Source organism: Brevundimonas sp. GW821-FHT10E09 (genome assembly GCF_058809375.1).
In genome coordinates, this window is record NZ_JBXASO010000017.1 from 67,811 (window position 1) to 74,707 (window position 6,897).

Sequence of the window (6,897 nt, forward strand, 5' to 3'; positions counted from 1 at the left end):
GCGCATGAGACCGACCCTGAAAAGCTTCCGCGCGATCCTGCTCGCCGCATCCTGTTTCGTGGCCCAGCCGGCGCTTGCCCAGACGACTGTGGCCCAGACGACTGCGGCCTCGGCTTCCGCCGCCGCCCCGGCGCGCCAGGCCCAGCCGATGAACATGATCTTCGTGCTGGTGGACGACCTGCGCTTCGACGCCATGGGCTTCCTGACGCCGGGGCTGAACACGCCCAACATCGACTTTATGGCCAAGAACGGGACCTATTTCCCGAACGCCGTGGTGACGTCCTCGCTATGCTCGCCCAGCCGGGCGACCATTCTGACCGGCCAGTCGCCTCGCAATCACCGTGTGATCGACAACAACAACTCGTCGGAGGAGGGGCTGGTCTTCTTCCCGAGCTATCTGCAACAGGCCGGCTATCAGACGGGCTTCTTCGGCAAATGGCATATGGGCAGCGACACCGACGCGCCGCGCCCGGGCTTTGACCGTTGGGTCAGTTTCAAGGGGCAGGGCTTCTACTTCCCCGAAGACCGGATGAGCCCCGCCCAACTCGCTGCGGGTCAGCGGCAGATGCTGAATGTGGATGGCGTGCCGACCAAGCAGCGCACCTATATCACCGACGATCTGACGGACTATGCGATGGACTGGCTGGAGCATGGGCGTGATCCGGCCAAGCCCTTCTTCCTGTATCTGTCGCACAAGGCCGTCCATTCCGACGCCATGCCTCCGGCGCGCTATGCTGACCAGTACAGCGATCTGGAAATCACCCTGCCGGCGTCGATGGCGAACACGCCGGAGAACAATCGCGGCAAACCCGTCTGGGTGCAGAACCAGCGCAACAGCTGGCACGGGGCGGACTTCCCCTATCATACGAACCGGGATCTTCGTGAGCAGGTGCGCGACATCTACCGCACCCTGACCCCGGTGGACGACAGCCTGGGCCGCCTTCTCCGGTATCTGCGAGACAACGGCCTGGAACAGAACACCATGGTCGTCTTCTACAGCGACAACGGCTTCATGTTCGGCGAACACGGCCTGATCGACAAGCGCAACGCCTACCAGCCTTCGGTCCGGGTGCCGATGGTCGTCTATGCGCCCGGTCATGTTCAGGCTGGCGTGGTCAATCCCGCCGTGGTGCGCAATCTGGATCTGGCCCCGACCTTCCTTGACGCAGCCGGGGTCGCCGAGCCGGCGCAGATGGAGGGCAAGAGCTTCCTGCCGCTGGCCGAGGGCGAGGTGACGCCCAAGGCCTGGGACACCAATGACTTCGTCTACGAATACTACTGGGAGTGGACCTTCCCGCAGACGCCGACCACCTTCTCCATCACGCGGAACGGGGTGAAGTACATCCAGTATCACGGCGTCTGGGACATCGAGGAGGTGTATGATCTGTCCACTGACCCGGACGAGATGAACAACCTCGTCAACGACCCGGCCTACGCCGAGCGAAAACGCGAACTGCGCCACGCCCTGCACGCCTCGCTGGCGACCCGCAGCGGCGACCATGTCATCCCCTATACGGAACGGACCAGCGCAGGCCTGGTCGACCGTGACGTCAATGGCGCTCGCGCCGCCGACTTCCCCGCCGAATGGTATGTCGCGCCCAACAGGCCCGGGCGGATGAACGGACTGTTCCCCGACACGCCGGCCAAGGCCGAAGCCGATGCGGCCGGCCGGGCCTATTTCCCCGCCCGACCGGCGGCGGAACCCGAGAAGAAATAAGACAGAAAGACCCGGCCTGCGCTGCAGGCCGGGTCTTTGCTTCAGTCTTGAAGGCCCGCCGTGCGTTCAGCGCGGCGGGCCTCATTATGTGCGGACGGACGTCGCGCGCCCGACGTCACCAGATATAGAGCAACTCAAGCTGGTAGGACTTCATGCCGTCCTCGCCGATGGCCTTGTATCCGTCGGAGGCCAGAAGCGGGCTGATCGAGCCCTTCACCGAGACATGTTTGTTCAAATTATAGTTGGCGGCGACGCCGGGCAGCAGGCCGATGAAGCGCGCATCGGTCTTGCGATTGTTCACGGCGGTCTGGTAGCCTAGCGAATAGCCGTCCTCGATGGAGTAGCGCCAGAAGGCGCGAAGGGATGCGCCCAACTCGAGCTTGTCGGTCGCATCGAAGGTGAAGCCTCCGCCCACGTCCACAAAGTTCGTGAAGCCGATGGAGCTGGCGAAGTTGGCGTGACGTTGAACGCTGTACAGCGGATCGAAGGTGTGGATGACATCCCCCTCGCGCGATCCGCCGGACGCGACGTTCGAGACCAGGTGGAGCGTCAGATTGCGCGGGGCGCCGGGCACCGGATAGCGGATGCTGTTCACCATGGCCCAGGCGTCGATCGTCTTGGGCCCCACATCCCCGGTCTGCTGGATCAGATTGGCGTCAATCTGCGCGCCATGGATGCTCCCATACAGTCGAACCCCGAAGGAGCTGATGTCCTGGACGCTTGTGGCTTTCAGCAACGCGCTCTCTTCGTCGCGATAGCCGACGTAATAGGCGTCGAAATTCAGCGCGACATGCTGACGGCGCGGCAGGGCGAAGGCGCCATAGGCGCCCCAGATCGCGGTGGTGTCGTCGACCGTGTCGTCGAAGGCGCCGCGTTCATGCACCAGAGGTCGATAGGCGAAGGCGTCGAACCGGAAAGCCTTGGCGGCGTAGTAGGCCCGCACGCCGTCGAAATTGCGCTCGATGTTGTGGATCGGCTGGGCCGAGATCAATTGGCCCGATCCCAGATGCGTCTGCTGTCGGCCGACCCTGACCCCGGCGCGCCCATTGTAAAGCGGCCGGCTGTACTCGACGAACGCCTGACCAAGCTCCAGGGCGTTCTGCTGCCGTCCAAAGACGGGGGATACATAGTTGTCGCCGGTCACCTGGCCGCTGACGATCTGTCCGAAGACACGCAGGCGTTCACCCAGGTGCAGGTCGGCGCCGTACTGGTGACGAAACTGGAAGGAAAGACTGGCCAGGGCAGGCGATGCGGTCCCGATCGACGGGCGGTTGAAGTTCTGCATCAGCATGCGTTCTTCGCCGCTGAAAGTGACCCAGATCTGTCCGTCGGCCGACAAGGGCACATGTTTCAGGCGCTCGTCCCAGGGCGCGTTCGCGGCGGCCGGTATCGGAAAACTGTCGTTGGCCCGAAGAGTCTGGAAGCCGCCCGCCTTTTGGCCCTGGTGCAGCGACGGGGGCAGGGCCCGGGCCGGTGCTGCGGGGGCTGAAGCCGTCTGGGTTCCAGGGGCGGCGCCCGCCGATGCGGAAGGGGTGGTCGCCGAGGACGCGTCGGCCACCGCCTGCGCCTCGGCCTGGTCAAAGCCGATGGCCGAAAGACAGACGGCGGAGGCGAGGCCGCCCATACGCGACGCAGGGCTAAGCCGGCGCGGCGCGCGGCGCATTGCGGTGTTCTTCAAATTTCCCTCCCGAGGGCAGCGTGGTTTATCGCTATAATTTAGCGGTAAACTAATCCGGGGCCGCGTGTTTAGTCAACGCGGTACGGCTCGCGTGAATCGGAGGCGTGTCGCACCTCTGACCAAGGCCTCAGCTGTGGTCCATCCTCGGCTTTGGCGGCGTGGACGGAGCCGACGCTTCGACCGAAGGCGGACCAGACGTCAGTTAGCCGAGCCAGCGTGCCCCCGCATGATCAGCGCCGCTGACTTTGATGTGGGGCGAGGGCCATCACGATTGATCTTGGCCAGGGGACGAACGCGAGGCGCTCAGCGTGCGTGCAATGGCAGCCTTAGCTTGGGACAGGTTCTTGGCGATCCGCCGTCGTTCAAGCATGGCGGACTTTCTCCGCGACAGGCTAAGGTTGGCCCGACATTTTTGTCGCCGCAAGTTAAGAGTGTCACGTTTCCAAGCTAAGGCTGTCGAAAGTGACCGATGGCCGCGAGTGCGGAGCGGAGATGGGCAGGCGGATCAATATGATCGGTCTGCGTCTTGCCAGAGCAGATGCTCGACACTCTTAACTTGGGGGCTTGCGCTGGTCGAAGCCCGCTTCTGACTGAGGCTGTGTGAAAACGCCTCCGGAATGAGCGAATTAGGTTAGCCTCCTGAGGTCAGCAGGAGGTGGGTTGTGAGCCGCTTCGTTCAGGGTGCAGATCGCCGGCAGCAGACGCTGCTTCCCGAGTGTCTCGATGACTATGTGGCCGAGGATAATCCGGTCCGGGTGGTCGATGTCTTCGTCGACGAATTGGATCTGATCGGTCTGAGCTTCGAGGGTATGACGCCGGCGGCGACGGGCCGTCCGGCCTATCACCCGGCCATGCTGCTGAAGCTCTACGTCTACGGCTACCTGAACAAGGTGCAGTCGAGCCGGCGGTTGGAGCGCGAGGCGCAGCGCAACGTCGAGCTGATGTGGCTGACGGGGCGGCTGGCCCCGGATCACAAGACCATTGCCGACTTCCGCCGCGAGAATGGTCCGGCGATCCAGGCGGCCTGTGCGCAGTTCGTGGTCCTGTGCCGCCAGCTTGGCCTGTTCGGCGCGGCCTTGGTCGCCATCGACGGTTCAAAGTTCAAGGCGGTGAACACCCGCGACAAGAACTTCACCGCCTACAAGGTGAAGCGGCGGATCGAGCAGGTCGCCGAGCACATCGCCGGCTATTTGCGGGACCTCGACACGACCGACCGTCACGAGGGAGATGGCGTGGAGGCGCGATCGGTGAGGCTGGTCGAGAAGATCGGTCGCCTTCGCGCTCAGATGGCGATGTTGAAGGTCATGGAGGCTGAGGTCGAAGCGTCGCCTGATGGCCAGGTATCCCTGACCGATCCCGATGCTCGCGCCATGGCGACATCAGGCCGGGGGAGCGGCATCGTTGGCTACAACGTCCAGTCCGCCGTCGAGGGCGAGCATCACCTGATCGTCGCCCATGAGGTGGTGATGACCGGATCGGACAAGCAACAGCTGGCGAACATGGCTGGTCTAGCCAAGGACGCCATGGGCGTGGAGAGGCTCGATGTGCTGGCGGACCGGGGCTACTTCTCCGGCGAGGAGATCCTGGCCTGTGAGGCCCTGGGCGCGACGCCCTTCGTGCCAAAGACGCTGACGTCAGGCGCAAAGGCGAATGGGCGCTTCGGCAAGCAGGACTTCGTCTATCTGCCTGATCAAGACGTCTACCGTTGCCCGGCCGGCTCCCTGCTTCCATACCACATGACCGTCGTCGAAAGAGGCATGAAGCTGCATCGATACTGGGATCGGGCCAGTTGCACAGGCTGTAGCATCAAGGCTCAGTGCACGCCTGCGGTCGAGCGAAAGGTCACGCGCTGGGAGCATGAGGCGGTGATCGATGCCCTGCAAACCCGAATGGACCTGAGGCCCAAAGCCATGCGCGAGCGGCGAAGCCTGGTCGAACATCCGTTCGGCACCATCAAGGCCTGGATGGGCCACACCCACTTCCTGATGAAGCGGTTGCCCAACGTGAAGACCGAGATCAGCCTCCACATCCTGGCCTATAACATGAAGCGGGCGATGGCGGTGTTGGGGGCCAAGTCGCTGATAGACGCGATCAGAGCCTGAGAATGAGGCGCTCTGCGCATCATGCCGCTCGCGCACGCCCGCAGCTCAACTCGTTTTTACACAGCCTCGACTCAAAGCGGGAATTCGGGATGTCCGCTGTCAGCCAGAATTCGCTAAGAGTAAGGAATCGAGATCCAAACATCTGGGAAGCTCAGTCTCATGGTCGAATTGTATTTCGGTGTTGCTCAGCTCGGGCGCGACAGGTCAACTACATAGACATCGATCTGCGCGCGCCGCTCCACGGGAATTTGCGAGATGAGCATCTCCTGTAACGCCTCTGGAGTTGTTGGGCGCGCTGCTCCGCCCGGTTCGGCGGGCATGCGAACGCCAAGCCCAAACCAGAGGACAACGTAGACGCCGCGCCCTTGAGCGTGCCAGTCGCGCGTATAGAGCGCGTCGAGCTGATCCATCGGCGCGGTCCACATCGCCGGGTGCCACTGACCTTTGATCTCGACAGGGAGGCCTATCGTGTTGCGGATCGCCGCGATGTCCGCGCGCTTCTGGCCCGGCATGTGCATCTCGGGCTCAAACCGGATCGACGGCGGCAGTTGGCCGGAAATGTAGTCGACCAACCGATTGCGGCAGATGTTTTCAGTCTGTGGCTTGGTGGTCCGCCAGAATGCCTGCCACATGTCCGTGCTCCCCCCGCGGACGCGCTCCTGAAACGCTTGGAGGCGGTCGGCGAAATAGGCCCGCATATCATCGATGGCCTCGGGAAGGCCTTCGCTCATCACCGTCGAAAGCTGCGCGATGGTCGGCGCGACATACTCGTGATCGCGTCGCGCCTTACGTTGAAGATTGCGCGCATGCTTGAGCGTATCAGCATAGGAGGGGGCGACCCCGTCATCGACCCTGGGCGACTTCCGCAGCATGCGCCGCGTGGACGTCGCGATGCGACTGATAGATCCGTTGGCGCTCCTGCGCGCGGCGCTCTTCTCGCTCGGCCTGCTCGACCTTCCACGACGGAACCTCGACGACCGACGCCTCCGCCAGGATTCGAAGCAGCTCATCGTCGCCCCCGGCTGTTTCCACAGCGGCGAGTGTGACGAGAAGAGGCAGACCGTCGTCTCCCCGGCCCAGCCTTACGAGGCTTGTCTTCTCTGAGCATAACGACACAGGCGCGGGAGAAGAGCTGCGCCCGGCTGTCGGGCAACTCTCCTTCGTCCCGAACGACTTCACCCAAGAGCCTGAGCGTGAGCGGGTTTCTGTAGAGGTCCTCAAGGCCGCGATCGGTCATGTGGTCGAGGGCACGTGTGGCGTCGATCGACGGGAATTCGCCCTGCAGAAAGAGCAAGGCGTCGTCCCGGTCGAAGGGCTCAAGGTGACCTGCCTGATCAGCTTCGACCGTAACCGCTACTCGGTGATGGCGAAGGCCGGGCGCCGTACGGTGCAGGTCCGCG

At 63.4% G+C, this 6,897-nt stretch carries 5 protein-coding genes and 1 pseudogene; 4 read left to right on the forward strand and 2 right to left on the reverse strand.

Going from position 1 to position 6,897, the window contains the following annotated elements; all coding sequences use genetic code 11:
* Positions 1-4: 4 nt before the first annotated feature.
* A complete protein-coding gene (locus AC1RSI_RS14830) occupies positions 5-1,717 on the forward strand; it encodes a sulfatase family protein (protein ID WP_035310239.1) in 1,713 nt (570 codons plus the stop codon).
* Positions 1,718-1,832: 115 nt separating this feature from the next.
* Here AC1RSI_RS14830 and AC1RSI_RS14835 read toward each other — a convergent pair whose 3' ends face one another.
* On the reverse strand, positions 1,833-3,395 hold the full coding sequence (locus AC1RSI_RS14835) for an alginate export family protein (protein ID WP_155988169.1): 1,563 nt from the start codon (positions 3,393-3,395) through the stop codon (positions 1,833-1,835).
* 662 nt (positions 3,396-4,057) lie between these two features.
* On the opposite strand from AC1RSI_RS14835, the gene AC1RSI_RS14840 reads away from it, so the two are divergent.
* Positions 4,058-5,497 (forward strand): IS1182 family transposase, encoded by a 1,440-nt coding sequence (locus AC1RSI_RS14840; RefSeq protein ID WP_447941415.1) that lies wholly within the window; start codon positions 4,058-4,060, stop codon positions 5,495-5,497.
* 185 nt (positions 5,498-5,682) lie between these two features.
* On the opposite strand, the gene AC1RSI_RS14845 is transcribed toward AC1RSI_RS14840, so the two are convergent.
* The gene (locus tag AC1RSI_RS14845; protein WP_035307959.1) at positions 5,683-6,369 is read right to left on the reverse strand and encodes a hypothetical protein; all 687 of its coding nucleotides are present in this window, start codon (positions 6,367-6,369) and stop codon (positions 5,683-5,685) included.
* 19 nt (positions 6,370-6,388) lie between these two features.
* Here AC1RSI_RS14845 and AC1RSI_RS14850 point away from each other — a divergent pair, with 19 nt between their 5' ends.
* Both AC1RSI_RS14850 and AC1RSI_RS14855 read left to right on the forward strand, forming a co-directional pair.
* Positions 6,389-6,601, forward strand: coding sequence for a hypothetical protein (locus tag AC1RSI_RS14850; protein WP_447941416.1), 213 nt, complete (start codon positions 6,389-6,391; stop codon positions 6,599-6,601).
* Positions 6,602-6,821: 220 nt separating this feature from the next.
* A pseudogene (locus tag AC1RSI_RS14855) lies at positions 6,822-6,897 on the forward strand (Mu transposase domain-containing protein); the annotation flags it as partial.